We start from the raw sequence: 26,472 nt of genomic DNA, 5'->3' as shown, positions 1-26,472 counted from the left end.
GCCGGGCGTCGCGCCCGCCGCCAAGCAGCAGGGACGGCACGTCGCCGCGACGATCAAGGCAAGGCTTGCCGGTGACGCGACACCGCGCCCTTTCAGCTACAGGCATGACGGCGATCTGGCGACGATCGGCAAGCGCGCCGCGGTCATTGATTTCGGCTGGATCAAGTTCACCGGCCGGCTTGCCTGGTGGCTGTGGGGCTTGGCGCATATTTACTTCCTGATCGGGTTTCGTAACCGGCTTGCGGTTTCCCTGAGTTGGCTATGGATCTACTTCACCGGTCAGCGCAGCGCGCGGCTGATCACCCAGGGCGACGACGATAAGGGCTGATTGTTCGCCGCCGGACACTCATCGGCGCGTCACCTCCTCTTGATGGAATCGGCTTCTGGACTCGGCTGGATTTCGGCGCGAAGCTTTGCTTCGGGCAGGACTTGTCACGTCGTGGAAGAAAGAGAAAACGAATGTCTCAATTGCGCCATCTCGTCTCACGCCGCGATTTCCTCGCCGGCGTCGCCGCCAGCGGAGCGCTGATCATGCTGCACCCGTTCTCCGCGCGGGCTCAAGCCAATCAGGCGCATCTGAGGATTATGGAGACGACCGACATCCACGTGAACGTGCTGCCTTACGATTACTACGCCGACAAAGCTAACGACACGATGGGGCTGTCGCGAACGGCATCATTGATTGAAGCCGTGCGCAAGGAAGCAACCAACGCGATGCTGATCGATAATGGCGATCTTCTGCAAGGCAACCCGATGGGCGACTACATCGCCTACGAGAGGGGGATGAAGGATGGCGATCTGCATCCGGTCATGAAGGGCATGAACCTGCTCGGCTACGAATGCTCGACGCTCGGCAACCACGAGTTCAACTACGGCCTGTCGTTCATGGACAAGGTGCTGGCCGGTGCCAATTTCCCGTTTGTCTGCGCGAACCTGATCCGTGGCACGGAGCTTGCCGCGAACCCGCGCGACGACAAGCTCTATCTCAAGCCTTACGTCATCCTCGACAGGAAGATCAAGGACGGATCGGGCGCAGAGCAACCGATCAGGATCGGCATAATCGGCTTCGTGCCGCCGCAGATCATGGTCTGGGATCTGAAAAATCTCGAAGGCAACGTCAAGACGCGCGACATCGTCGAGGCGGCCAAAGCGTGGGTGCCGGAGATGAAGGAAGAAGGCGCCGACATCGTCATTGCGCTCTCCCATTCCGGCGTCGACGTGAAGCAAAGCGACATGATGGAGAATGCCTCCTTCTTCGTTGCCGGTGTCGAAGGTATCGATGCGGTGTTCACCGGCCACCAGCATCTGGTCTTCCCTGGCAAGAAGGACTTTCAGTCGCTGGAAGCTGTCGATACGGCGAAGGGCACGTTGCAAGGCAAGCCCGCCGTCATGGCCGGCTTCTGGGGCTCGCATATGGGGCTGATCGACCTGTTGCTGGAGCGCGACGGATCGACGTGGAAAATCGCCTCGGCGATCTCTGAGGCCAGGCCTATCTTTGAGCGGGTCGACAAGACGAACAAGCCGACCGTCACGGACGACCAGCGCATCGTCGACGCGCTCAAGCAGGACCATGAGGCGACGCTTGCCTATGTGCGCCGGCCCGTCGGCAAAACCTCGGCGTCGCTCTATTCCTATTTTGCGCTGGTCGCCGACGATCCGTCGGTGCAGATCGTCAGCCAGGCGCAGACCTGGTACTTGAAGGACATCCTGAAAAACACCGAGTGGAAGGATATGCCGCTGCTGTCGGCGGCGGCACCGTTCAAGGCGGGCGGGCGCAACGGCGCCGACTACTACACCGACGTGCCGGTGGGCGATATCGCCATCAAGAACGTCGCCGATCTCTACCTCTATCCAAACACGGTGCGCGCCGTCGAAATCACGGGGGCAGAGGTGAAGGAATGGCTGGAAATGTCGGCCGGCATCTTCAACCGGATCGAACTGGGCAAAGCCGACCAGGAGCTCATCAACACTGACTTCCCATCCTATAATTTCGACGTGATCGACGGCGTCACCTACAAGATCGATCTGTCGCAGCCACCGAAATATGATTCGAAGGGTGGGCTGGTGAATGCCGGCTCGAACCGCATCATTGACTTGATGTTCGACGGCAAACCAATTGATCCCGAGCGGAAATTCGTCGTCGCCACCAACAACTACCGGGCCGGCGGCGGGGGCAATTTCCCGGAGATCAATGCCTCGAAGATCATCTACGAAGCGCCCGACACCAACCGCGACGTGATCGTGCGCTACATTATCAGTAAAGGAACCATCAACCCGTCGGCGGACGCCAACTGGTCGTTTGCGCCACTACCGGGAACCAGCGTCGTGTTCGAGACCGGCGCCAGGGCGAGAGAGTTTATTGCGCAAGTGAAGTCGCTGAAGATCGAGCCGGCGGGCGAGGGCGAAGCGGGGTTTTCCAAGTACCGCATCACTCTTTGAGGCGAGGATTTGAGCGTCGGCTCGAAACTGTCTCAGCATTAAGATACTGTCCCGATACGGCCAATCCGTTTGAGACGGGTGCCTCTTCAAGCAGGTGGTGCGAAACGCCGCTTGACGGCAGGCATGACCAGATCCAGCGCGTCCGTCGAAATCCCACCGGAATAATCGTCCGGCAGTTGGTCGATCGAGGCGGGGTCGTCGAGGCCTTGTGAAAACTCGCCACCGGAATAGGGACCGAGCAGGTAGACGCGGCTGCCGACGCTGTCCATACGGTCGAGAAAACGATCGGGCCAGCCCCACATCCACTTCGCGACGTTGACGGGAATGAGCAAAGTGCCCTGGCGGCAGGCATCCGGAATGTAGCCACTCCAACCGAGCGCAGCGTAGCGAAGGATGCAGCGCTTCAGGGATGCGCGGCTCAGCGTGTGCATATCCGGCAACGCTGCCTTCACTGCTTCTACAGGCCTGTCACCGCCATAGACCGTCAGATTGGCGCGCTCGGCCGGCGTCAATGTGGCGAGCCAGGCGGCCAGCATCTCGCCTTCCTTGGGATCGTTGCTTTTGATGTTGATGTTGAAGCGCCGGTTCGGGAAGCGCTGCAAGACTTCATCCAGCGACGGCATCATGCCGACACTTTTGCCGCGAAACGGAAAGGTCTTGCTGCCATCGGCAGTGTAGCCATAACCGATATCGAGTGTCTTCAATTCGGACATTGCATGGCTGCGCGTTTCACCCTTGCCGTCGGTGCGACAATCGAGCGTCCAATCGTGGAAGACGGCGAACTTGCCGTCCGTAGTGGGATGGACATCGAGTTCGAGCGCGTCCGCACCGAGCGCGAAGGCTGCTTCCATCGAGGGTATCGTGTTTTCGAGGAAGGAATGGCGCGGCGTCAGCATGCGAGCAGCCGTGCATGTTTCCGATCCGAGGTTCGTACGGTCGAAATCCTGAGCCAGGCCGCGATGGGCAAGCACGGAAGGGGTGCCGGCCGGCCGGCTCGACAGCAGCGAGGTGTTGTTGAGCCAGACGCCGCCTGCAGCGACAAGAATTGCAACGAGGGAGATCGTCCGTTTGCACATGATATGATTCCTGAAGCGGTCGGGATTATCTTTCCAAGGCGCCCCGCAGCGGTAGCGCCATTCTGGCCAGCAAGCAGCGCGGCATACAGACCAAAGGCCGCTAAAATTCGGGGGAGGGTCTCAGCAGGGCCGGAATCGCTATGGTTGCAACCACCCATATGCGCTAGTTTTAGTCATGCGTTATGTCATCGTCATCACGACCGTCACCTTTTTCCTGATCTGGGACGGCATTTACAACCAAGGCCGCTACCTCGACAGGACGGTGAGGGAGGTGACCCGCATCGTGCACTATGTAACTAGCATGGTGTAGTTTCTCTTCGTTGCCACGGTTCCCCGACGCGACAAACCTGCCGATTGACGGCACGCTCCCGCTGACACAAAAGAACGCCGGTCCAACGGTCGAGGAGGCTGGGTTGATCCGGCATATCGTTTTCTTCAGCGCACGGAATAAAGCGGATGTCGAGGCAGTGCGTACGGGTCTCCTGGCGCTTGGCAAGATACCTCATTCGCGTCATTTCGAGGTAACGCTCAACACCAAGGTCGACCCGCTCTCGGATGAGATCGATGTGGTCGTTTATGCCGAGTTCGAGGACGAAGCGGCGCTAGCCGCCTACAAGGCGCATCCGCTCTATGCAGAGACGACCAGCCGGGTCAAACCGCTGCGCGAATTGCGTTATTCGGCCGACATCGTTGCAAGTTGACGAGCTGCTGTCCCCTACGCCCTGATGTGGTCTTGCCGCTGACGCGCCGGCTAAGCCCTTGAACCATTTTCAGGAATGAGGCACACCGCGCGGGACATGACCGAGAACACCCCCGCAAGCCCTCATCCGCTCGATCACCTGGTGCTGCCGACCGCGAGCCTCGATGTTGCGCGGGCGCGCTTGACCTTGCTCGGCTTTACCGTTGCGCCGACAGGTATCCACCCTTTCGGAACGGAAAACTGCTGTGTCTTCCTCACCGACGGCACCTATCTCGAGCCGCTCGCGGTCGCCGACAGACAGGCCATGGCAACGGCGATCGCGAACCGCAATGTCTTTGTCGCGCGTGATCGCACTTATCGCGAAGAAAACGGCGATGAAGGATTTTCTGCCGTGGCGCTGGGCACCGAAAGCGCCGCCGCGGACCACGCGCGCTACATGGAAGCCGGACTGTCGGCGGGAGACATGCTCAGCTTTTCGCGCGCCTTCACCGATGCGGCGGGAAAGAGCGACACCGCATCGTTCAAACTGGCCTTCGCGGCTACAGGCAAGGCAACGGACGCTTTTCTCTTCGCCTGCGAGCGGATCAATGCGCCGAACGTCGACCGCACTGCGTTGCAGGCCCACGCCAATGGCGCAACCGGCATGGTCGAAGTCGTGGCAGTCAGCCGCCAACCTTCCGAACAAGGCCATGTGATTTCGATCGCAGCCGGGATGGAGGCGCAGAGCGGCACTGTCTATAAGCTGCCGAACACTGCTGTGACCGTTCTGGATCCTGTAGCCTTTGCGGCACGCTTCGGCATTCCCGCCGGCGCGCCGTCTGAACTCCGCTTTGCTGGGATCGTCTTTTCGGTTAGGCACGGCGATGCCGTCGCCAAGCTGCTTGCAGCCAATTCAGTCGAACACCACATGCGCGGCGGTGATATCATTGTGCCGCCGGCGCCAGGCCAGGGCACAGCCTTCATCTTCCGGGAGATCGCATGAACAAGCTCAATCCACTGATGCCAAATTCTTCCGTTGCGGTCGGCAAGGTCATTTTCGGCAACGGCGCGCCCTTGTCGCTGATCGCCGGTCCATGCCAGCTGGAATCGCGGCAGCACGCTTTCGACATGGCTGGTGCGCTGAAGGAATTGGCCGAAGGGCTCGGCATCGGGCTCGTCTACAAGACCAGTTACGACAAGGCCAATCGCACCTCGCTTGGCGGCACGCGCGGTGCGGGACTTGAAGCGGCAATGCCGATCTTCGACGATTTGCGCAAGAATTTTTCGCTGCCGATCCTGACCGACGTCCACACTGAGGAACAATGCGCGATCGTCGCTCCGCATGCCGATATCCTGCAGATTCCTGCCTTCCTTAGCCGCCAGACCGATTTGCTGATTGCTGCGGCAACAACCGGCAAGGTGGTCAATGTGAAGAAGGGCCAATTCCTCGCGCCGTGGGACATGAAGAACGTCGTCGCAAAGATCATCGGCTCCGGCAACGCCAATGTCTTGGTCACCGAGCGCGGCGCATCCTTTGGTTATAATACCCTGGTGTCCGACATGCGGGCGCTGCCGATCATGGCCGAGATCGGCGCGCCGGTGATTTTTGATGCCACCCATTCCGTGCAGCAGCCGGGTGGGCAGGGCGGTTCGTCTGGAGGTGACCGGCGCTTTGTCGAGACGCTGGCGCGCGCGGCCGTCGCGGTTGGCGTCGCCGGCGTCTTCATCGAGACGCACCAGGACCCCGACAACGCGCCTTCCGACGGTCCCAACATGGTGCCGCTAAAAGATCTTCCCGCATTGCTTGAACGGCTGATGGCGTTCGATCGCATCGCCAAGAGCGTGGGTTGAACCAGCAGTTGCGCCGCAGCAGCGTCGCCAAGAAAACTTTGAAGAATTTCGAACCCGCCTGGAACCTTAGCCCGCGGCCCTCATTGTCAAAATCTAATGTCAACGACGACGAGGAGCACACCATGACGACCCAGACGGGACACACCGAAGCCATCGCCGCTTCGCGGGTTATCGGCACATCGGTCTACAACACGGAAGGCACTCATATCGGCGACATCGAGGACGTTATGCTCGACAAATTGTCGAACGGAATCATGTTTGCCGTGATCGGTTTTGGCGGATTTCTCGGCATCGGCGAGAAATACCACGCCATTCCGTGGGCGAGCCTTGACTATGATGAGAACAGGGGCGGCTATGTCGTGCCGTTCACCAAAGACCAGTTGATGGCCGCTCCTTCCTATTCGATCAACGAGCTGACCGGCGCCGACGGCGAGGCCGCGCGTGATGCCTCATACAATTACTACAAGGTCGAGCCTTACTGGCACTGACCTTACTGGCACTGACTAAGTCTTCTGGAATCAAAAAGGCCCCCGGGAAATCGGGGGCCTTTCGATGTGGCGGGATGCTACTGCGCAATCTGCAGGGCCGGCAAAGGCGACGATCCCTGCGGGGGTTGCTGATTGTCGCACGACGTCAGGAACGCAGCCGCAATCAGGAACAAACTCACAATACCGCTCAACTGGGACATGGCGAAACTCCTCCTGTTTCGCCCCGCGCGACAACAGCCATAGACCAGAAACCGGCATGCGGCGCATGACAAATGATGACAGCGCTTTGTGCTTCGTGAATCCCAAGAGCGGCAATGGGCGCGGGGCAATATTTGCAACTGCCCCGATTGCGTTTTGCGGCGCTTTGGCTAAGAGGTGCGCGACGCTTCAATCGATCAATCGGGGACATCGCAATGACGGCCATCATCGACATTGTCGGGCGTGAAATTCTGGACAGCCGCGGAAATCCGACCGTCGAGGTCGACGTCGTGCTCGAAGACGGCTCGATGGGTCGCGCCGCGGTGCCGTCCGGCGCCTCGACCGGCGCGCATGAGGCGGTCGAACTGCGCGATGGCGGCCCCCGCTATCTCGGCAAGGGCGTGCTCACGGCGGTCGAGGCGGTGAACGGCGAGCTGTTCGAGGCGATCGGCGGCATGGAGGCAGAGAATCAGATCCATATCGACCAGATCATGATCGAGCTCGATGGTACGCCCAACAAGAGCCGGCTCGGCGCCAATGCCATCCTCGGCGTGTCGCTGGCGGTGGCTAAGGCCGCGGCCGAATCGGCCGACCTGCCGCTCTACCGTTATGTCGGCGGCACCAAGGCCCATGTGCTGCCGGTGCCTATGATGAACATCATCAATGGCGGCGCGCATGCCGACAACCCGATCGATTTCCAGGAATTCATGATCCTGCCGATCGGCGCGCCGACACTGCGCGACGGCGTGCGCTGGGGCTCGGAGATCTTTCATACGCTGCGAAAGAAGCTGAAGGACGCCGGCCACAACACCAATGTCGGGGATGAGGGCGGCTTTGCTCCCAACCTGAAGAGCGCGCCGGCCGCGCTCGACTTCATCATGGAATCGATCGAGCAGGCTGGCTTCAAGCCCGGCGAGGAGGTTGCGCTAGGCCTCGACTGCGCGGCGACCGAATTCTTCAAGGATGGCAACTACGTCTATGAAGGCGAGAAGAAGACCCGCGACCCGAAGGCGCAGGCCAGATATCTGGCCAAACTCGCTGCCGACTACCCGATCATCACCATTGAGGACGGCCTGGCCGAGGATGACTGGGACGGTTGGAAAATGCTGACCGATCTCATCGGCAAGCAAACGCAGCTGGTTGGCGACGATCTGTTCGTCACCAACACGGCCCGGTTGCGCGACGGCATCCGCATGGGTGTCGCCAATTCGATCCTGGTCAAGGTCAACCAGATCGGCTCGCTTACCGAAACGCTCGACGCCGTCGAGACCGCGCACAAGGCCGGCTATACCGCGGTGATGTCGCACCGCTCGGGCGAGACCGAGGATTCGACCATCGCCGACCTCGCGGTTGCCACCAATTGCGGGCAGATCAAGACTGGCTCGCTGTCACGCTCGGACCGCATGGCCAAGTACAACCAGCTCATCCGCATCGAAGAGGAGCTCGGCAAGCAGGCGCGATATGCCGGCAAGTCGATCGTTAAAAGCTGATTTTCGACAGAAAATCCGGATGGGCGAGGGCGGGGACATTCCCGCCCTTTTGCTTTCAGGGCTCCGAATCCAGCAATCCGTAACCGTCCATTAAGCACAATCGGGCGACAAAGGCGGCGTAGAGGATTCGGATCATGTGGACACGCCAGCACAAGCAAAGAAACACCGGCCGGCTGATCATCCCCTCGCTCTGCGTGGTGTTCCTGACTTATTTCGGCTTCCATGCCTATCATGGCGAGTTCGGCATCTATTCCAAGTATCAGCTCGAAGCTGAGACTGCCGAATTGCAGGGCAGGCTCGATGCCGTCAAGGCGCGCCGGATCGATCTCGAGCGCCGCGTTCAGCTGATGCATGAGGGCACGCTGGAGAAGGACATGCTGGACGAGCAGGCGCGCAAGGCGCTTAATCTGTCCCACGCCGACGAGATCACCATCATGCTGCCTGTCGCAAGATAACCTGATTTCAGTTAATCGGCGATATTTGCAATGATTTTAATTGCTTAGATGCATGACAGCCATGCGTTTTCGGCATGGCGAAAGCCTTCCCTGCATGTTAGCCTGCCTCAAATCGGTGGGAGAACTGATCTCCCTCGCTGTCCGCCAAGAGACGCCAACAGGGAGTGATGCATGGCCACCGCCACCAGAAAAGCGCCTGCCAAATCCAAATCAGACGGCAAAACGCCGGGCCTTTCCACCCCAAGGCCTGTTGAATTCACCAAGGACCAGGAGCTTGCCGCCTACCGGCACATGCTGCTCATCCGCCGCTTCGAGGAAAAAGCCGGCCAGCTTTACGGCATGGGCTTCATCGGCGGTTTCTGTCACCTCTACATCGGCCAGGAAGCCGTCGTTACCGGCATGAAGATGGCGCTGATCGATGGCGACCAGATGATCACCGCCTATCGCGACCATGGTCATATGCTGGCCATGGAGTTGTCGCCGCGCGGCGTCATGGCCGAACTGACCGGGCGCCGTAGCGGCCTGTCCAGAGGCAAGGGCGGCTCCATGCACATGTTCTCCAAGGAGAAGCATTTTTACGGCGGCCACGGCATCGTCGGCGCACAAGTGTCGCTCGGCACCGGCATTGCCTTCGCCAACCGCTATCGCGGCAACAACAATGTGACGCTGACCTATTTCGGCGATGGCGCGGCGAACCAGGGCCAGGTCTACGAAAGCTTCAACATGGCCTCGCTGTGGAAGCTTCCGGTGATCTACATCATCGAGAACAACCGCTACGCCATGGGCACCTCGGTCTCGCGCTCGTCGGCCGAAACGGATTTTTCGCACCGCGGCGCCTCCTTCAAGATTCCAGGCATCCAGGTCGACGGCATGGATGTGCGCGCCGTAAAGGCAGCCGGCGACCTCGCCGCCGAATGGTGCCGCGCCGGCAACGGGCCGCTCATTCTCGAAATGCAGACATATCGTTACCGCGGCCATTCGATGTCGGATCCGGCAAAATACCGTTCCAAGGAAGAAGTGCAGAAAATGCGCTCCGAACGTGACCCGATCGAACAGGTCAAAGCGCGGCTGCTCGACAAGAAATGGGCAAGCGAGGACGAGCTCAAGGCCATCGACAAGGAAGTCCGCGACGTCGTCGCCGACGCTGCAGAATTCGCCCAGAACGACGCAGAGCCGGATCCGTCCGAGCTCTGGACCGACATCGTACTTTAACGAGAGGGCAAGGACATGCCGATCGAAATTCTCATGCCCGCCCTCTCGCCGACCATGGAAGAGGGTAATGTTTCCAAGTGGTTGAAGAAAGAGGGCGACAAGGTCGCGGCGGGTGACGCCATTGCCGAGATTGAGACCGACAAGGCAACGATGGAAGTCGAAGCCGTGGACGACGGCACGCTTGCCAAGATCGTGGTTCCTGCCGGCACCGAGGGTGTCAAGGTCAACACACTGATCGCTGTGCTGGCCGTCGATGGCGAAGACATCGACGAGGCAGGCGAAGGCATCGGCGAGGAGGCTATCGAGTCGCAAGCGGAAGCGCCCGCGGCTGCTCCGCCCCCCGCGGCTGCTCCGCCCCCCGCGGGTGCTCCGGCCAAGAACGAAGCGGCAGCACCTGTTGCCGCCGCGCCCAAGCTGGAAATTGCCACCGATCCGGACATCCCGGCCGGCACCGAAATGGTCTCGACCACAGTGCGTGAAGCCTTGCGCGATGCAATGGCGGAGGAAATGCGCCGCGACGGCGACGTCTTTGTCATGGGCGAGGAGGTTGCCGAGTACCAGGGTGCCTACAAGATCACGCAAGGCCTGTTGCAGGAATTCGGTCCGCGGCGCGTGGTCGACACGCCGATCACCGAGCACGGCTTTGCCGGCGTTGGTGTTGGCGCGGCGATGGCCGGCTTGAAGCCGATCGTCGAATTCATGACCTTCAACTTCGCCATGCAGGCGATCGACCAGATCATCAATTCGGCCGCCAAGACGCTCTATATGTCCGGCGGCCAGATGGGCGCCCCGATCGTCTTTCGCGGCCCGAACGGCGCGGCTGCCCGCGTCGCCGCGCAGCATTCGCAATGCTATGCGGCCTGGTACAGCCATATTCCCGGCCTGAAGGTGGTGATGCCTTATACCGCCGCCGACGCCAAGGGTCTGCTTAAGGCGGCGATCCGCGACCCGAACCCGGTCATCTTCCTCGAAAACGAAATCCTTTACGGCCACTCCTTCGACGTGCCGAAGATGGACGATTTCGTGTTGCCGATCGGCAAGGCGCGCATTCACAAATCCGGCAAGGACGTGACCATCGTCTCGTTCGGCATCGGCATGACCTACGCGATCAAGGCCGAGGCGGAGTTGCGCGGCATGGGCATCGATGCTGAGGTCATCGACTTGCGCACCATCCGCCCGCTCGACTTCGACACCATCATCGCCTCGGTCAAAAAGACCAATCGCCTGGTGGTGGTCGAGGAAGGCTTTCCGCAGAACTCGGTCGGCGACCATATCGCCAACCAGGTTTCGCAGCGCGCCTTCGATTTCCTCGACGCACCGGTCATCACCATTGCCGGCAAGGACGTGCCGATGCCCTATGCGGCGAACCTCGAAAAGCTGGCGCTGCCCAATGTCGGCGAGGTCGTCGAGGCGGTCAAAGCCGTCACGTATCGCTGAGCAGGGTGGGAGGACAAAATGCCAATCAACATCACCATGCCGGCGCTTTCGCCAACGATGGAAGAAGGCAACCTTTCCAAGTGGCTCGTCAAGGAAGGCGACAAGGTTTCGCCGGGCGACGTGATTGCCGAGATCGAGACCGACAAGGCAACGATGGAAGTCGAAGCCGTCGACGAAGGTACGGTTGCCAAGCTGGTGGTTCCGGCCGGCACTGAGGGCGTCAAGGTCAATGCGCTGATCGCGGTGTTGGCGGCCGAGGGCGAGGATGCTGCTTCTGCCGCGAAGAGCGGTGACGGCGCTGCGCCGGCAAAGGCTGAGGCTCCGAAAGCGGACGCCTCCAAAGCTGAAACACCAAAGCCCGAAGCGCCGAAGCAGGAGCCTGCTGTACCTAAGGCGGAAGCGGCGCCGGTCGCCAACGGCCATGCAAACGGTGAGCGCATCTTCGCCTCGCCGCTGGCCCGGCGCATTGCCAGCGAAGCCGGTATAGATGTCGCGGCGCTGACCGGCTCCGGCCCCCACGGCCGCGTGGTAAAGGCCGATGTCGATGCCGCAATTTCCAGTGGCGGCGCCCAGACGGCACCAGCAGCAAAAGCGGCGCCCGCCGGCGCTCCGGCATCTGCGGCCACGGCACCCAAGGCGATGTCGGACGAGCAGGTGCTCAAACTATTTGCCGAAGGCTCCTACGAGCTTGTCCCGCACGACAATATGCGCAAGACCATCGCGCGCCGGCTGGTCGAGGCCAAGACCACCATTCCGCATTTCTATCTGACGCTCGACTGCGAGCTCGACGCACTTCTGGCGCTGCGCACGCAGATCAATGCGGCCGCCCCGGTGAAGAAGACTGAGAAAGGCGAAACGCCGGCCTACAAGCTTTCCGTCAATGACATGGTCATCAAGGCTCTGGCCCTGGCGCTGATGGCGGTGCCGGATGCCAATGCGTCGTGGACAGAAAACGCCATGGTCAAGCACAAGCACGCCGATGTCGGCGTTGCCGTGTCGATCCCCGGCGGCCTGATCACCCCGATCATCCGGCGTGCCGACGAAAAGACGCTGTCCGTCATCTCCAACGAGATGAAGGACCTTGCCGGCCGCGCCCGCAGCCGCAAGCTGAAACCGGAAGAATATCAGGGCGGCACCACGGCGGTGTCCAATCTCGGCATGTTCGGCGTCAAGGATTTTTCTGCCGTCATCAACCCGCCGCATGCGACGATCCTGGCGGTTGGCGCCGGCGAGCAACGCGCAGTGGTGAAGAACGGCGAGATCAAGATCGCGACAATCATGTCGGTAACGCTGTCGACCGATCACCGCGCAGTCGACGGTGCGCTCGGCGCCGAGCTGCTCGTCGCCTTCAAGCGTATGATCGAAAATCCAATGGGCATGCTGGTCTAAGAGAAGGGGACAGGGCGGTGCGGAAATTCTTCACCAGCCTTTTTGCCTTCTTCCTTTCCGGTTTGGCCGGCGGATTGGTGGTGCAGTGGCTCGCCGTCGCCACCAATGCCGACGTAGAGTACATCCTTGTATTCATGATCTCGGCTCTCGTCACCATCTTCGCGACGCTCGCATTCTTCATCGCACAATTCATGTCGGACCCACGACGGGCAACAAAACTGACGGCGATCTTAGTGGTAGCATTTTTTGTGCTCATTGGAGTTGCCCTGATCGGCTGGACTTTCTCCCAGCCGCCGGGCAAGCGCCAGTGGTCGAGCGATCTTCCTATCGTCGCCGGTCTCGTCCTGCCGGGCATCGCTACGGTTCTGGTCCAGTGGCTTTTCGTGCGCTGGCGATTGGGGCGCTCGCAACCAGGTTTCGGCGGGGCAGCCACATGAAGACGGTCCTCTGCTACGGCGATTCGCTTACCTGGGGCTATGACGCGGCAAACCTCGGCCGGCATCCGCTGGAAGATCGCTGGCCGAGCGTGCTGCAGGCGGCATTGGGCAGCGGCGTCGAGATCATTGCCGAAGGCCTGAATGGCCGAACCACCGCCTTCGACGATCACTTGGCCGGGGCGGACCGCAATGGCGCAAGGCTGTTGCCAACAATCCTGACGACGCATGCGCCGATTGATTTGATCATCATCATGCTCGGCGCCAACGATATGAAGCCGTGGATTCACGGCAATCCGGTCGCGGCCAAGCAAGGCATGCAACGCCTGATCGATATCGTGCGCGGTCACGATTACCCGTTCGGTTGGCCGGCGCCGCAGATCCTGATCGTCGCGCCGCCCGTAGTCAGCCGCACGGAAAACGCCGAATTCAAGGAAATGTTCGCCGGCGGCGATGACGCGTCAAAGCGGCTGGCGCCGCAATATTCCGCCCTTGCCGACGAGGCCGGCTGCGGCTTCTTCGATGCGGGCACGGTGGCCAAAACGACGCCGCTCGACGGCGTCCACCTCGACGCGGAAAACACGCGGAACATCGGGCAGGCGCTGGCGCCGCCCGTGCGCCTCATGCTGGAATTGTGAAGGAGAAAGCCGTGGCTGAGAACTACGACGTCATCATCATCGGCTCCGGCCCCGGCGGCTATGTCACTGCCGTGCGCTCCGCCCAACTCGGCTTCAAGACGGCGATCGTCGAGCGCGAGCACTTGGGCGGCATCTGCCTCAACTGGGGCTGCATTCCGACCAAAGCGCTGCTGCGCTCGGCCGAGATCATGCACTATTCGGATCATCTGAAGGACTACGGCCTGAAGATCGACGGCAAGGTCAGCGTCGACACAGCCGCCGTCGTCGATCGCTCGCGAAAGGTCTCGCTGCGGCTCAACGGCGGCGTCAGCTTCCTGATGAAGAAGAACAAGGTCGACGTCATCTGGGGCGAAGCCAAACTGACGAAACCCGGCGAAATCGTCGTGTCGAAATCGTCGAAGAAGCCGATGGAGCCGCAGCCGCCAGCGCCAAAGGGCGTCAAGGGCGAGGGCACCTACACCGCCAAGCACATCATCCTGGCGACCGGCGCCAGGCCGCGGGCGCTGCCCGGCATCGAGCCGGACGGCAAGCTGATCTGGACCTATTTCGAGGCGATGGTGCCAAAGGACATGCCGAAGTCGCTGCTGGTGATGGGCTCGGGCGCCATCGGCATCGAGTTCGCCTCCTTCTACCGCACCATGGGCGCCGAGGTGACGGTGGTCGAACTGCTGCCGGCTGTGATGCCGGTCGAGGACGCCGAAGTGTCGAAGTTTGCGCAGAAGCAGTTCGAGAAGCAGGGCATGAAGATCATCCTAGAAGCCAAGGTGACCAAGGTCGAGAAGGGCACTAACTCGGTCACCGCGCATGTCGAGATGAAGGACGGCAAGGTCGAGAAGATCACCGCCGATCGTATGATCTCGGCCGTCGGCGTACAGGGTAACATCGAAAACCTCGGCCTCGAGGCGCTTGGCGTGAAGACGGAACGCGGTTGCGTCGCCGTCGACGGCTACGGCAAGACCAACGTGCCCGGCATCTATGCCATCGGTGACGTCGCCGGACCGCCGATGCTCGCCCACAAGGCCGAGCACGAGGGCGTGGTGTGCGTGGAAAAGATCGCCAATTTCCCCGGCGTGCATGCCACCGACAAGCTGAAGATCCCGGGCTGCACCTATTGCAATCCGCAAGTCGCCTCGGTCGGACTGACGGAAGCCAAAGCGAAAGCCGACGGCAAGGACATCCGCGTCGGCCGCTTCCAGTTCGCCGCAAACGGCAAGGCGATTGCGCTCGGCGAGGACCAAGGCTTCGTCAAGACCATTTTCGACAAGAAGACCGGCCAGTTGCTGGGTGCCCATATGGTCGGCGCAGAAGTAACCGAACTGATCCAGGGCTTCGTCGTGGCGATGAACCTGGAGACCACCGAGGAAGAGCTGATGCACACGATCTTCCCGCACCCGACGCTGTCGGAGATGATGAAGGAGAGTGTACTCGACGCCTATGGTCGCGCGCTGAATGCATGATAAATTAGTTGGGCGAGTCTCACACGGAAGACACAAAGGAACTCGACGGCAGAGCAATTCGTTTCGCACGCATCATCCATCATACAAGGAGAGGGCATATGGAAATGAACGGCGTGGGCTGGGTAGCAGCCATCATCATCGGTGGCCTGGCGGGGTGGCTCGCCGAGATGGTCATGAAGAGCAATACCGGCATCCTCATGAACATCATTCTCGGCATTGTCGGCGCAATCGTGTTGAACGCCATCTTGCAGGCCCTGAACATCGGCATCTTCGGTGTCGGCTGGATCGCCTATCTGATCACCGGCTTCATCGGCGCCTGCATTCTGATTGCGGTTGGACGACTGGTGCGCCGCTAACCTCTGCCGGCACTTGCTATGCGAAAAAGGCCACCGCGGCATGCGTGATCGCGGCCTTTTTCTTTTCGCCGAAAAGTCCTAGATGACGTGGGTAGAGCGAGCGCCGGACAGGCGCTTGCCAATGAGCCGGGTTTCACATGGTCACCGTCCTCGACACGATTGCCAATGCGCCGCGCCTGCGGCATCCCGAAAAGGCGCACAAGCCGGATCAGGAGGTTCTGCGCAAGCCTGACTGGATCCGCGTCAAGGCGCCGATGTCTAAAGGCTATGCCGAGACGCGCGAAATCGTTAAGTCTCACAAACTGGTAACGGTTTGCGAAGAGGCGGGCTGCCCCAATATCGGCGAGTGCTGGGAAAAGAAGCACGCCACCTTCATGATTATGGGTGAGATCTGCACACGGGCCTGCGCCTTCTGCAATGTCGCCACCGGCATCCCGACCGCACTCGATCCCGATGAGCCGGCGCGCGTCGCACACGCCGTCAAGCAAATGGGCCTAAGCCATGTCGTCATCACCTCAGTCGACCGTGACGATCTCGCCGATGGCGGAGCTCAGCACTTTGCCGAGGTCATCCGTGCGATCAGGGCGGCAACGCCTCTGACGACGATCGAAATCCTGACGCCCGACTTCCTGCGCAAGGAAGGCGCGCTGGAGATTGTGGTGGCGGCCAAGCCCGACGTTTTCAACCACAATCTGGAGACCGTGCCGTCGAACTATCTGACGGTTCGGCCGGGTGCGCGCTATTTCCACTCCATCAGGCTGTTGCAGCGGGTCAAAGAGCTTGACCCCTCGATCTTCACCAAGTCCGGCATCATGGTTGGCCTTGGCGAGGAGCGGAACGAGATCCTGCAGCTGATGGACGATTTGCGTTCGGCCAATGTCGACTTCATGACCATCGGCCAGTACCTGCAGCCGTCGAAGAAGCACCATCCGGTGATACGCTTCGTCACGCCGGAGGAATTCAAGTCCTTCGAGACGATCGGCAAGACCAAGGGCTTCCTGCTGGTGGCGTCGAGCCCACTGACGCGCTCGTCGCACCATGCCGGCGACGATTTCGCCAGACTACGCGCGGCGCGCGAAGCGTTTCTCAGGAAATCCGCCTAACAAACTGGTTTCATGCCACAATTCGAAGCCCATCGCCGCGTCGCGCATACGCCTGAACAGATGTTCGCTCTGGTCGCCGATGTCGAATCCTATCCGCAATTCCTGCCGCTTTGCGAGGCACTGACGGTTCGCTCGCGCAAGGAACGCAACGGACGCACGCTGCTCATCGCCGACATGAGCATTGGCTACAAGGCGATCCGCGAGACTTTCACCACGCAGGTGCTGCTGAAGCCTGACGAGAACGCCATCGACGTCAAATACATCGACGGCCCGTTCAAATATCTGAGCAATGTCTGGCGCTTCGACCCGGGGGACGGCCGCGGTTGCAACGTCTGCTTCTTTATCGACTATGAGTTCAAGAGCCGCATTTTGGGTGCGGTCATGGGAACCATGTTCGACCGCGCCTTCCGCATGTTCTCCGAGGCGTTCGAGAAACGGGCCGAAATCATCTACGGCGCGCCATCGGCAGCCTGATCCGCAGCGAGCGCGCGTAGACCCAGCTCAAGCGCATGCCGGACCGTCTCCCTGCGGATGAAATCCCGGCCCTTGTTGGCGAACAGCTGGCATTCGCTGACTACCGGCCGGCCAGCCACGGCAACGCCGAACCAGACCAGGCCGACAGGTTTTTCCGCCGAGCCGCCGCCCGGTCCGGCGATGCCGGTCACCGCCAGGGCGAGCCCGGCCGGCGAATGGGCCAAGGCCCCGGCCGCCATCTCCGCCGCAATCTCGCGCGAGACCGCGCCGTGCGCCTCGAGCGTAGCGGTCGAGACGCCGAGCATCTCGGTCTTGGCCTTGTTGGAATAGGTGATAAAGCCGCGATCGACCACCGCGGAAGAGCCGGCAATGTCGGTCAGCGCGGCGATGATCATGCCGCCGGTGCAGCTCTCGGCCGTCACCAGCATGATGCCGCGCTGCTGGCAGGCTTGAAGCAGGGCATCTGCGAGATCGCTATTGCTCATTCAGGGACATCCCCCGGAAATACAACGCTGGCGGTCGCGATGGCCGCTATGCCTTCCTCACGGCCGACGAAGCCGAGCTTCTCATTGGTTGTCGCCTTGATAGAGATGCGGTCGCGCGAAATTCGCAGCATTGCGGAAAGCGCTTCGGTCATGGCCTCGCGATGAGGGCCGACGCGCGGCGCCTCGCAGATCAGCGTGATATCGGCGTTGGCAATGCGGCCGCCGCGCTCGCGCACCAGCTTGGCCGCGTGTTCGACGAAGATGCGTGAAGCGGCCCCTTTCCATTGCGGGTCGGATGGCGGGAAATGCGTGCCGATGTCACCGGCGCCGCAGGTGGCGAGCAGGGCGTCGGTCAAGGCGTGGAGACCGACATCGGCATCCGAATGGCCGGACAATTTCTTGCCGTGTGGGATAGCGACGCCGCACAGGGTGACATGGTCGCCGGGCTCGAAGGCGTGGACGTCGTAGCCATTGCCGGTTCGGATGTCCGGAAAACGTGGGGCGCTGGAAAGCCGCTGATCCGCCATTGCAATATCCCGTGCCCAGGTCAGTTTGACATTGTCCGGCGAGCCGGGAACGATCTTCACCGGAATGTGCGCCCATTCGGCGATTGCCGCATCGTCGGTGAAATCCGCCTTGCCCAGATGATGAGCCTTTTCGTGGGCAGCCAGGATCGGCCAGAACGGAAAGCCCTGCGGTGTCTGTGCGGCATAGAGCCCGGCCCTGGACACGGTTTCGCCGATCATGCCTACGGCCGTTTCGCGCTTGAGCGTATCGGCAACGGGCAGGGCAGGCAGTGCTCCCTGGCGCTCGCCAATGGCGGCGATCGTGCGGTCTATCAGTTCCGCATCGACAAACGGCCGAGCCGCATCATGGATCAGGACCCGGGCCGGCGCATGGCTTCTCAACGCCAGCAGTCCAAGGCGAACGGACTCCTGCCGTGACGTACCACCGGTCACAGCGACGACACGGTCGGCATTTGCGCCGGCGGCGCGACGGAAAAGCGCGCCGTCATCGGCATGGATAGCAACCACGACAGGTCCAATCTTCGGATGCGTCAGAAAGGCGTCGAGTGTACGTGCAATAACGGCGCCGCCGCCAATCTGCTGATATTGCTTCGGCCCATTGGCCTGTCCGGCGCGCGCGCCGCGGCCGGCAGCAACGATGACCACGGCGACCTTGTCGTCGGCAGCATGCTTTTCGCTCACATCTCTCATGCCGAGACGCTTAGCGCATGATCCAGAAAAGTGGTATCGCTTTCAGAAGACCCAGGATTGATGCGGTCCGGCGATCCTTTTTTCCCAAATGCGCCTTAATGTCACGACATTGCGCGTTGCACATTGCCGTCGTTCTGGCTAGAGAATGTGCAGCAATCGAAGGTGCTTGGTTTTTGTGCATGCCTGATGTGACCAAATTGGCTTCGCCGCTGGATGTGGGTGGCGTGAGAATCCGCAATCGCGTGTTTCTCGCGCCGATGTCGGGCATCACCGACGAGCCGTTCCGGCAGCGCGCCCATGCCCATGGCGCCGGGCTGGTTGTATCGGAAATGGTGGCGAGCGGTGAGCTTGCAAAGGGCAGGGCTGGCTCGGGCCTGCGGATCCGTCATTCCGGGCTGCCTGTCCACATGGTCCAGCTTGCCGGCCGCGAGGCGGTGCACATGGCCGAGGGCGCGCGAATCGTGGCCGGCGAGGGTGCTGACATCATCGACATCAACATGGGCTGTCCGGCCAAGAAGGTGACGGGCGGCTATGCCGGTTCGGCACTGATGCGAGACCTCGACCACGCGCTGTCGCTGATCGAAGCGGTAGTCGGCGCGGTCGAGGTGCCGGTCACGGTCAAAATGCGGCTCGGCTGGGACGAAGGTGCGCTCAACGCCCCGATGCTGGCCCGACGCGCCGAGCAGGCCGGCGTCAAGATGGTTACGGTGCACGGCCGCACACGTTGCCAGTTCTATCAGGGTAAGGCCGACTGGCGTGCCATCGCACGCGTCAAGCAGGCCGTCTCGATCCCGGTCGTTGCCAATGGCGATGTCGGCTCGCCGGCAGAGGCAGCGTCGATCCTCGACCAGTCTGGCGCCGACGCGGTGATGATCGGCCGTGCGCACTATGGCGCGCCGTGGACTGCCGGCAGCATTGTAGCGGCCGCGCGGGCAGAGCCGGTATCCGGCATGCCGGACAGCCCGCAAGCGCTGAGCGACTACGTCATTGCCCATTACGAAGACATGCTGACGCTCTATGGCGTGGAAAGCGGATTGCGCCAGGCGCGCAAGCATCTCGGCTGGTATCTCGACCGCCACGCCGCCACAAGCGACGACCGGCGCAAGGCCGTACTCACGTCCTTCGAGCCTGGGCGTGTCACTGCCTTGCTGCGCGACATGTTCTCAAGCGCTCCCGAAGTGGCGAACCTGCGGAGTGCGGCATGAACGCCACCGTCACACAGAGCACGGATATGGCGGACGCCGCGCATATTGTGCTCAACACCATTCGTCGGCCGGTGATCATGGTCGATCCGCAAGGCTTCATCATCTTCGCCAATGCGGATGCCGAGGATTTTTTCCGTTCGAGTGCCACGATGCTCGCCCGCAACACGCTGCACAAGCTCATTCCTTTCGGCAGCCCGCTGCTGACGCTTGTCGACCAGGTGCGCGAGCGCCGGGCGCCAGTCAACGAATACCGGGTGGACGTCTCGTCGCCGCGTCTCGGCATCGAGAAGGTAGTCGACCTCTACGTCGCGCCGGTAACGGAATTTCCAGGCTCCGTCGTGGTGATGTTCCAGGAACGCTCAATGGCCGACAAGATCGACCGGCAGATGACGCATCGCGGCGCGGCGCGCTCGGTCACCGGCCTCGCCGCGATGCTTGCCCATGAGATCAAGAACCCGCTGTCCGGCATTCGTGGTGCCGCGCAGCTGCTTGAGCTGTCGGCGTCCGACGAGGATCGCGCACTGACCAGGCTGATCACCGACGAGACCGACCGCATTGTCTCGCTGGTCGACCGCATGGAGGTGTTTTCGGACGAGCGGCCGATCGACCGCTACCCTGTCAACATCCATGTCGTGCTCGACCATGTCAAAGCAATCGCCAAGAACGGTTTTGCCAAGCGGATCAAGATATTGGAGGATTATGATCCATCATTGCCTCCGGTTTTTGCCAATCGCGACCAGCTCATCCAGGTGTTCCTCAATCTGGTAAAAAATGCCGCCGAGGCGATCGGCAGCGATCCACAGGGCGAGATCATGCTATCGACCGCCTTCCGCCCGGGCATTCGCGTTTCTGTACCCGGGACTCAGGATCGCGTGTCGCTGCCATTGGAATTCTGCGTACGCGACAACGGTTCCGGTGTCTCCGAGGATATCCTGCCGATCCTGTTCGATCCCTTCATCACCACCAAGCCGAACGGCTCCGGTCTCGGTCTGGCGCTGGTCGCAAAAATCGTCGGCGAGCATGGCGGCATCATTGAATGCGAATCGACGCCGCGCGGGACCACCTTCCGCATCCTGATGCCGGCGTGGAAAGAAACCCAGTTTGGCACCGACGACGACGGTGAAGGAGACCGCAAATGACCGTTCGCGGCAATATTCTCGTCGCCGACGACGATGCGGCCATCCGCACTGTCCTCAACCAAGCGCTTTCGCGCGTCGGCCACGACGTGCGTGTCACCTCCAACGCTTCGACGCTGTGGCGCTGGGTTGCGGCGGGCGAGGGCGATCTGGTTATCACCGACGTTGTCATGCCTGACGAGAACGCCTTCGACATGCTGCCGCGCATCAAGAAGGCACGACCGGAACTGCCGGTCATCGTCATGAGTGCCCAGAACACGTTCATGACAGCAATTCGTGCCTCCGAAACCGGGGCCTATGAGTATCTGCCGAAACCGTTCGACCTGACCGAGCTGCTCAGCATCGTCAACCGCGCACTTTCCGAGCCGCGGCGGCCGAAGATCGATACGCGGGCCGACGAGCCGCCGGAAACGATGCCGCTGGTCGGCCGCTCGGCGGCCATGCAGGACATCTACCGCATGCTGGCGCGCATGATGCAGACCGACCTGACGGTCATGATCAGCGGAGAGTCGGGTACCGGTAAGGAACTGGTGGCGCGCGCGCTGCATGAATATGGCCGCCGCCGAGGCGGTCCTTTCGTCGCCATCAACATGGCAGCGATCCCGCGCGACTTGATCGAATCGGAGTTGTTCGGGCACGAGAAGGGCGCCTTTACCGGCGCGCAGAACCGCTCCACCGGCCGTTTCGAGCAGGCCGAAGGCGGCACGCTCTTCCTCGACGAGATCGGTGACATGCCGATGGAAGCGCAGACGCGGCTGTTGCGTGTGTTGCAGCAGGGCGAATACACCACGGTCGGCGGCCGCACGCCGATCAAGACCGACGTGCGCATCGTCGCTGCCACCAACAAGGACCTGCGCACGCTGATCAATCAGGGGCTTTTCCGCGAGGATCTGTTCTATCGCCTGAACGTTGTGCCGCTCAGGCTGCCGGCGCTGCGCGAGCGATCGGAGGACATTCCGGACCTCGTCCGGCACTTCTTCAAGCTCGGCGCCAGTGAAGGCCTGCAGACCAAGCGCATTTCCACCGGCGGCATCGAGCTGATGAAGCGCTACCCATGGCCGGGTAACGTGCGCGAACTCGAAAACCTCATCCGCAGGCTGGCTGCGCTGTATTCGCAGGACGAGATTTCCGCCGAGATCATCGAGGCGGAGTTGAAGACAGGCGAAAGACCTGTCGTTCCAGGTGGCGGCAACCTCATTCCCGATGACCTTTCCATCGGCCAGGCGGTGGAGCATTTCCTGCAACGCTATTTTGCCTCGTTTGCCGGCGACTTGCCGCCGGCCGGGCTCTATCAGCGAATCCTCTCCGAGGTCGAATATCCGCTGGTCCTCGCCTCGATGACCGCAACGCGCGGTAACCAGATCAAGGCTGCCGAACTGCTGGGGCTCAACCGCAACACGCTGCGCAAGAAGATTCGCGAACTCGGCGTCAACGTCTACAAGTCCTCCAGGCAGATCTAAACGAACCCCTTACGAGCGCTTTCCAGGGGATCGATCGCCGAAAGATTTCCGTCTCGGCCACACTTGTTGCATAATCGCCACAATGCGTTGCATACATCCGACGCAATCACTGGCTCTAGACGGCGACATGGCTCTGCACGCACCGACACTGAGCAAACCGCTTTTCAGCAATACCGGCGCGCGAGACGGTCGCCGGCTGCTTGCGCTGCCCGGCGTGATCGCCGTTGCCGGTGCGCTGGTGACGGCGGCGATCTCCTTCGCCATTCTCGTTGGCGCCACGCCGATCACGCCCGACGCGAGGACGACGCTGGCGCTGATTGCGCTTAATGCGGCGTTCGTGCTGTTTCTGATCTTGCTGGTCGGCCGCGAAGTGCATCGCATCCTGATGGCGCGGCGGCACGGCAAGGCTGCGTCGCGCCTGCACGTGCGCATCGTGGCGATGTTTGCGCTGGTCGCCGCAATTCCCGCGATCATGGTGGCGATCATAGCGTCGATCACGCTCGATATCGGCCTCGACCGCTGGTTCGAGATCCGCACCAAGACGATCGTCAATTCGTCGTTGTCGATCGCCGACGCCTATGTGCAGGAAAACGCACGAAATCTTCAGGGCACGACGTTGTCGATGGCTTACGACCTCGACGCTTCGCGCACGCTCTACGGCCTCGATCGCACCGGGTTCCTCGATCTCATGAACAAGGAGGCGGTGGGACGTTCGCTGGCACACGCAGCACTCATCAAGCCCGATGGTTCCTTCGTTATGAGTGCCAAGACCGACGCAGACTTTGCCATGCCGGAGCCGCCTGAGGGCGCCGTGGCAAGCGCTGCCGATGGCAAGCCAGTGCTGATAGAGCCGCGCACCCGCAACATCATGGGTGCGATCGTCAAGCTGCGCGAGATCGACGGGCTCTATCTCTACACCATCCGCCTCGTCGATCCCGAGGTGATCAAGGCACGGCAGATCGTCAAATCCAACACCGCCGAATATCGCGGTCTCGAAGACAATCGCCGCACCTCGCAAGTGGCTTTCGCGCTTCCCTATCTGTCGCTGACGCTGATCATCATCCTGTCCGCCATCTGGACTGGCATTGCGGTTGCCGACCGCCTGGTGCGGCCGATTCGTCAGCTCATCGGCGCGGCCGATGAGGTCGCCACCGGCAATCTGGACGTAGCCGTGCCTGTCCGCCCCTCCGATGGCGACGTCGCCTCGCTCGGCGACACATTCAACAAGATGCTGATGGAATTGAAATCGCAGCGCAACGAGATCCTGTCGGCCAAGGATCTGATCGATGAACGGCGGCGCTTTTCGGAGGCGGTGCTTGCCGGCGTCACCGCCGGGGTCATCGGCGTCGATCCATATGGCATCGTCACCATCGTCAACCGTTCGGCCGAAACGATGCTGGCCATATCCGCCACGGCAGCGCTTGGGCAGAACCTTTCCGCCGTGCTGCCGCACGTCGGCCGCGTCTTCGAGATCGGCCGCAAGTCGGGCAGGCCGGTCTATCGCGAACAGGTCACCTTCTATCGTGCCGGCACTGAACGGACTTTCAACGTGCAGATCACGATCGAAGCCGGCGACGACGGTTCGGAGGATAAATCCTACGTCGTGACAGTCGACGACATTACCGATCTGGTCCAGGCACAGCGTTCCTCCGCATGGGCCGACGTGGCGCGGCGCATTGCCCACGAGATCAAGAACCCGCTGACGCCGATCCAGCTTTCGGCCGAGCGCATCAAGCGCCGTTACGGCAAGGTCATCACCGAGGACCGTGAGGTTTTCGATCAATGCACCGACACCATCATCCGGCAAGTGGAGGACATCGGCCGCATGGTCGACGAGTTCTCGGCGTTCGCCCGCATGCCGAAACCGGAAATGAAGGCCATCGATCTGCGCGATTCGTTGCGCGAGGCCTCCTTCCTGGTCGAAGTGAGCCGCGCCGACATCACCTTCGAGCGCATCTTCGGCAATGAGCCGCTCAAAGGCACGTTCGACAGCCGCCTGATGGCGCAGGCGTTCGGCAACGTCATCAAGAATGCTGCCGAAGCAATCGACGGACTTGATGCAGAGGATCGTCCGCACGGCATAATCCGGATTCAAGCCGGGCGTCAGAATGGCGCGATTCGAATCGACGTCATCGACAACGGCAGGGGCTTGCCCCGCGAAAACCGGCAGCGCTTGCTCGAGCCTTACATGACGACACGCGAGAAAGGCACCGGGCTTGGCCTCGCTATCGTCAAGAAGATCGTGGAGGACCATGGCGGGCGACTCGAATTGCACGATGCACCAGCGGACTTCCACGATGGGCGGGGCGCAATGATCAGCATCATCCTGCCGGTTGCCGCCACCGTTCCGATACGCGGCGACGGCAAGACGGAACACGAAAAAGAAACTGAAAAGGTCGGTAATGGCGTCTGATATTCTCATCGTCGATGACGAGGAAGACATCCGCGAACTCGTCGCCGGTATCCTGAGCGACGAAGGTCACGAAACACGCACGGCGTTTGATGCCGACAGCGCGCTGGCGGCGGTCGCCGACCGGGCACCCAGGCTGATCTTCCTCGACATCTGGCTGCAGGGCTCGCGGCTCGATGGCCTGGCCTTGCTGGACGAGATCAAGACGATGCACCCGAACCTGCCGGTGGTGATGATCTCGGGCCACGGCAATATCGAAACGGCAGTTTCGGCCATCCGCCGCGGCGCCTATGATTTCATCGAAAAGCCATTCAAGGCCGACAGGCTGATCCTCATTGCCGAACGGGCGCTCGAAACCTCCAAATTGAGACGCGAGGTTTCGGATCTCAAGCTGCGCAGCGGGGAGACTTTCGACCTCATCGGCATGTCGTCGGCAATGAGCCAATTGCGCCAGACCATCGAGCGCGTCGCACCGACCAACAGCCGCGTCATGATCATTGGCCCCTCCGGCTCGGGCAAGGAACTGGCCGCGCGCGCCATCCACGCGCTCTCAGCGCGCAAGAGTGCACCGTTTGTGACGCTGAGCGCCGCCAACATCACCCCGGAGCGTATGGAGATCGAGCTGTTCGGCACCGAATCGAATGGCGTCGAACGCAAGGTCGGTGCGCTGGAGGAGGCCCATCGCGGCATTCTCTACATAGATGAAGTGGCCGACATGCCGCGCGAGACGCAGAACAAGATCCTGCGCGTGCTGGTCGAGCAGCAGTTCGAGCGGGTAGGGGGCACCAAGCGGGTCAAGGTCGACGTGCGCATCATCTCGTCGACCTCGCAGAACCTGGAAGCCATGATCGCCGACGGCCGTTTCCGCGAAGACCTTTATCATCGCCTGGCCGTGGTTCCGGTCATGGTGCCGGGACTGGCCGAGCGTCGCGAGGACATTCCTTATCTGGTCGACAATTTCATGAAGCAGATCGCTCGCCAGGCCGGCATCAAGCCGCGCCGCATCGGCGACGACGCGCTGGCGGTACTGCAGGCGCACAACTGGCCGGGCAACGTTCGGCAGTTGCGAAACAATGTCGAGCGGCTGATGATCCTGGCGCGCGGCGACGAAGTCGATGCGCCGATCACCGCCGATCTCCTGCCTGCCGAGATCGGCGACGTCATGCCGCGCACTCCAAACAAATCCGATCAGCACATAATGGCGCTGCCGCTGCGGGAAGCGCGCGAACAATTCGAGAAGGACTATCTGATCGCCCAGATCAACCGTTTTGGCGGCAACATCTCGAAGACAGCAGAGTTTATCGGCATGGAACGCTCTGCATTGCACCGCAAGCTGAAGTCGCTGGGCGTCTGATAGCCACACCAGTCGTGGCCCACGCAATT

Annotated in this window: 25 protein-coding genes and 1 pseudogene; 23 read left to right on the top strand and 3 right to left on the bottom strand. The window is 61.4% G+C overall.

The genetic code is table 11. The features are described from left to right. Together E5W70_RS06215 and E5W70_RS06210 are read left to right on the top strand one after the other, a co-directional pair. Positions 1–328 (top strand): annotated as a pseudogene (locus tag E5W70_RS06215) (NAD(P)/FAD-dependent oxidoreductase); the annotation flags it as partial. A gap of 131 nt (positions 329–459) precedes the next feature. Continuing rightward, entirely contained in the window at positions 460–2,439 is a 1,980-nt protein-coding gene (locus E5W70_RS06210) for a bifunctional 2',3'-cyclic-nucleotide 2'-phosphodiesterase/3'-nucleotidase (protein ID WP_292655348.1), read from the top strand. Between the two features lie 86 nt (positions 2,440–2,525). On the opposite strand, the gene E5W70_RS06205 is transcribed toward E5W70_RS06210, so the two are convergent. Then, positions 2,526–3,515 (bottom strand): glycerophosphodiester phosphodiesterase family protein, encoded by a 990-nt coding sequence (locus E5W70_RS06205; RefSeq protein WP_292655345.1) that lies wholly within the window; start codon positions 3,513–3,515, stop codon positions 2,526–2,528. 175 nt (positions 3,516–3,690) lie between these two features. Between E5W70_RS06205 and E5W70_RS06200 the strand changes: the two genes are divergently transcribed. From E5W70_RS06200 to E5W70_RS06125, 16 genes are all read left to right on the top strand, one after another. Then, positions 3,691–3,825, top strand: coding sequence for a hypothetical protein (locus tag E5W70_RS06200; RefSeq protein WP_292655342.1), 135 nt, complete (start codon positions 3,691–3,693; stop codon positions 3,823–3,825). 103 nt (positions 3,826–3,928) lie between these two features. Continuing rightward, positions 3,929–4,216: a Dabb family protein gene (locus E5W70_RS06195; protein WP_292655339.1), complete on the top strand. Its 288-nt coding sequence runs from the start codon at positions 3,929–3,931 to the stop codon at positions 4,214–4,216. Positions 4,217–4,312: 96 nt separating this feature from the next. Then, complete coding sequence (locus tag E5W70_RS06190; protein ID WP_292655337.1) at positions 4,313–5,197, top strand: VOC family protein; 885 nt, start codon at positions 4,313–4,315, stop codon at positions 5,195–5,197. Next, entirely contained in the window at positions 5,194–6,045 is an 852-nt protein-coding gene (kdsA, locus tag E5W70_RS06185) for a 3-deoxy-8-phosphooctulonate synthase (protein WP_292655334.1), read from the top strand. The genes E5W70_RS06190 and kdsA overlap by 4 nt, the downstream gene beginning before the upstream one ends. A gap of 122 nt (positions 6,046–6,167) precedes the next feature. Beyond that, positions 6,168–6,533 (top strand): PRC-barrel domain-containing protein, encoded by a 366-nt coding sequence (locus tag E5W70_RS06180; protein ID WP_023717559.1) that lies wholly within the window; start codon positions 6,168–6,170, stop codon positions 6,531–6,533. A gap of 413 nt (positions 6,534–6,946) precedes the next feature. After that, positions 6,947–8,221 (top strand): phosphopyruvate hydratase, encoded by a 1,275-nt coding sequence (gene eno / locus E5W70_RS06175; RefSeq protein WP_292655329.1) that lies wholly within the window; start codon positions 6,947–6,949, stop codon positions 8,219–8,221. 134 nt (positions 8,222–8,355) lie between these two features. Continuing rightward, entirely contained in the window at positions 8,356–8,676 is a 321-nt protein-coding gene (locus E5W70_RS06170) for a septum formation initiator family protein (RefSeq protein WP_292655325.1), read from the top strand. Positions 8,677–8,847: 171 nt separating this feature from the next. Then, positions 8,848–9,888 carry a pyruvate dehydrogenase (acetyl-transferring) E1 component subunit alpha gene (pdhA, locus tag E5W70_RS06165; protein WP_292655321.1) on the top strand — a complete coding sequence of 347 codons (1,041 nt, stop codon included), beginning with the start codon at positions 8,848–8,850 and terminating at the stop codon, positions 9,886–9,888. 15 nt (positions 9,889–9,903) lie between these two features. Further along, the gene (locus E5W70_RS06160) at positions 9,904–11,325 is read left to right on the top strand and encodes a pyruvate dehydrogenase complex E1 component subunit beta (RefSeq protein ID WP_292655318.1); all 1,422 of its coding nucleotides are present in this window, start codon (positions 9,904–9,906) and stop codon (positions 11,323–11,325) included. 18 nt (positions 11,326–11,343) lie between these two features. Continuing rightward, positions 11,344–12,714, top strand: a complete 1,371-nt coding sequence (locus tag E5W70_RS06155) for a pyruvate dehydrogenase complex dihydrolipoamide acetyltransferase (protein ID WP_292655315.1) — start codon at positions 11,344–11,346, stop codon at positions 12,712–12,714. 17 nt (positions 12,715–12,731) lie between these two features. Further along, positions 12,732–13,151: a hypothetical protein gene (locus tag E5W70_RS06150; RefSeq protein ID WP_292655312.1), complete on the top strand. Its 420-nt coding sequence runs from the start codon at positions 12,732–12,734 to the stop codon at positions 13,149–13,151. Beyond that, the gene (locus tag E5W70_RS06145; protein ID WP_292655309.1) at positions 13,148–13,786 is read left to right on the top strand and encodes an SGNH/GDSL hydrolase family protein; all 639 of its coding nucleotides are present in this window, start codon (positions 13,148–13,150) and stop codon (positions 13,784–13,786) included. Before E5W70_RS06150 ends, E5W70_RS06145 begins: the two co-directional genes overlap by 4 nt. Positions 13,787–13,797: 11 nt before the next feature. Continuing rightward, complete coding sequence (gene lpdA / locus E5W70_RS06140) at positions 13,798–15,243, top strand: dihydrolipoyl dehydrogenase (RefSeq protein WP_292655305.1); 1,446 nt, start codon at positions 13,798–13,800, stop codon at positions 15,241–15,243. 98 nt (positions 15,244–15,341) lie between these two features. Next, entirely contained in the window at positions 15,342–15,599 is a 258-nt protein-coding gene (locus tag E5W70_RS06135; protein ID WP_292655302.1) for a GlsB/YeaQ/YmgE family stress response membrane protein, read from the top strand. A 137-nt stretch (positions 15,600–15,736) separates the two neighbouring features. Beyond that, positions 15,737–16,702, top strand: coding sequence for a lipoyl synthase (gene lipA / locus E5W70_RS06130; protein WP_292655298.1), 966 nt, complete (start codon positions 15,737–15,739; stop codon positions 16,700–16,702). 12 nt (positions 16,703–16,714) lie between these two features. Continuing rightward, positions 16,715–17,176, top strand: coding sequence for a type II toxin-antitoxin system RatA family toxin (locus tag E5W70_RS06125; protein ID WP_292655295.1), 462 nt, complete (start codon positions 16,715–16,717; stop codon positions 17,174–17,176). Here the strand turns inward: E5W70_RS06125 and E5W70_RS06120 are convergent. Both E5W70_RS06120 and E5W70_RS06115 read right to left on the bottom strand, forming a co-directional pair. After that, positions 17,152–17,661: a CinA family protein gene (locus tag E5W70_RS06120; protein WP_292655291.1), complete on the bottom strand. Its 510-nt coding sequence runs from the start codon at positions 17,659–17,661 to the stop codon at positions 17,152–17,154. The genes E5W70_RS06125 and E5W70_RS06120 overlap by 25 nt on opposite strands. Then, on the bottom strand, positions 17,658–18,878 hold the full coding sequence (locus E5W70_RS06115) for a bifunctional 2-C-methyl-D-erythritol 4-phosphate cytidylyltransferase/2-C-methyl-D-erythritol 2,4-cyclodiphosphate synthase (protein ID WP_292655287.1): 1,221 nt from the start codon (positions 18,876–18,878) through the stop codon (positions 17,658–17,660). Before E5W70_RS06115 ends, E5W70_RS06120 begins: the two co-directional genes overlap by 4 nt. 179 nt (positions 18,879–19,057) lie before the next feature. Here E5W70_RS06115 and dusB point away from each other — a divergent pair, with 179 nt between their 5' ends. The 5 genes from dusB (at position 19,058) to E5W70_RS06090 (ending at position 26,443) form a co-directional block, all read left to right on the top strand. Next, complete coding sequence (dusB, locus tag E5W70_RS06110; protein WP_292655285.1) at positions 19,058–20,083, top strand: tRNA dihydrouridine synthase DusB; 1,026 nt, start codon at positions 19,058–19,060, stop codon at positions 20,081–20,083. Further along, positions 20,080–21,222 carry a nitrogen regulation protein NR(II) gene (locus tag E5W70_RS06105; protein ID WP_292655282.1) on the top strand — a complete coding sequence of 381 codons (1,143 nt, stop codon included), beginning with the start codon at positions 20,080–20,082 and terminating at the stop codon, positions 21,220–21,222. Before dusB ends, E5W70_RS06105 begins: the two co-directional genes overlap by 4 nt. After that, complete coding sequence (gene ntrC, locus E5W70_RS06100) at positions 21,219–22,679, top strand: nitrogen regulation protein NR(I) (RefSeq protein WP_292655279.1); 1,461 nt, start codon at positions 21,219–21,221, stop codon at positions 22,677–22,679. The genes E5W70_RS06105 and ntrC overlap by 4 nt, the downstream gene beginning before the upstream one ends. Positions 22,680–22,806: 127 nt before the next feature. Next, positions 22,807–25,092, top strand: coding sequence for a PAS domain-containing sensor histidine kinase (locus tag E5W70_RS06095; protein ID WP_292655276.1), 2,286 nt, complete (start codon positions 22,807–22,809; stop codon positions 25,090–25,092). Then, positions 25,082–26,443, top strand: a complete 1,362-nt coding sequence (locus E5W70_RS06090; protein ID WP_292655273.1) for a sigma-54 dependent transcriptional regulator — start codon at positions 25,082–25,084, stop codon at positions 26,441–26,443. The genes E5W70_RS06095 and E5W70_RS06090 overlap by 11 nt, the downstream gene beginning before the upstream one ends. Positions 26,444–26,472: the final 29 nt, after the last annotated feature.

The sequence above is a fragment of the Mesorhizobium sp. genome, from assembly GCF_005063415.1.
Taxonomy (GTDB): Bacteria; Pseudomonadota; Alphaproteobacteria; order Rhizobiales; family Rhizobiaceae; genus Mesorhizobium.
The sequence above is the reverse complement of the archived record's forward strand: the minus strand, read 5'-3'. Positions and strand labels throughout refer to the sequence as shown.